Origin of the sequence: Mycobacterium sp. UM_11 (genome assembly GCF_001414075.1) — a bacterium.
Taxonomy (GTDB): domain Bacteria; phylum Actinomycetota; class Actinomycetes; order Mycobacteriales; family Mycobacteriaceae; genus Mycobacterium.
The window spans coordinates 1-338 of the sequence record NZ_LATC01000261.1; the positions used below are offsets into that span (position 1 = coordinate 1).

1 protein-coding gene is annotated in these 338 nt (G+C 68.3%); it reads left to right on the forward strand.

Annotated features, from left to right (window positions below; translation table 11 throughout):
- Positions 1-338: condensation domain-containing protein (locus WU80_RS24930; RefSeq protein WP_156349797.1), on the forward strand; the 338-nt coding region annotated here is incomplete at both ends.

Below are 338 nucleotides of genomic sequence, written 5' to 3' on the forward strand. Positions count from 1 at the left end.
TCGTGGCGGATCCTGGTGGAGGACTTCAACATCGCCTGGGCCCAGCACCACAGCGGCCAATCGATCACCCTGCCCACCGGTGGCACCTCGTTTCAGCACTGGGCCACGCTACTCAAAGAACGCGCCCACACCCCGGCCACCGGCGACCAGACCGACATCTGGAACCAGATCGGCGGCGTGGCCGCCGCCCTGCCCGCGCCCCACCCCGAGACGGATACCTACGCCAGCGCCGGGCACCTAACGGTGTCACTGGACGCCGACATGACGCGGCGTCTGCTTACCGAGGTGCCCGCGGCGTTTCACACCGGGGTGCAGGAGGTCTTGCTGATCGCCTACGC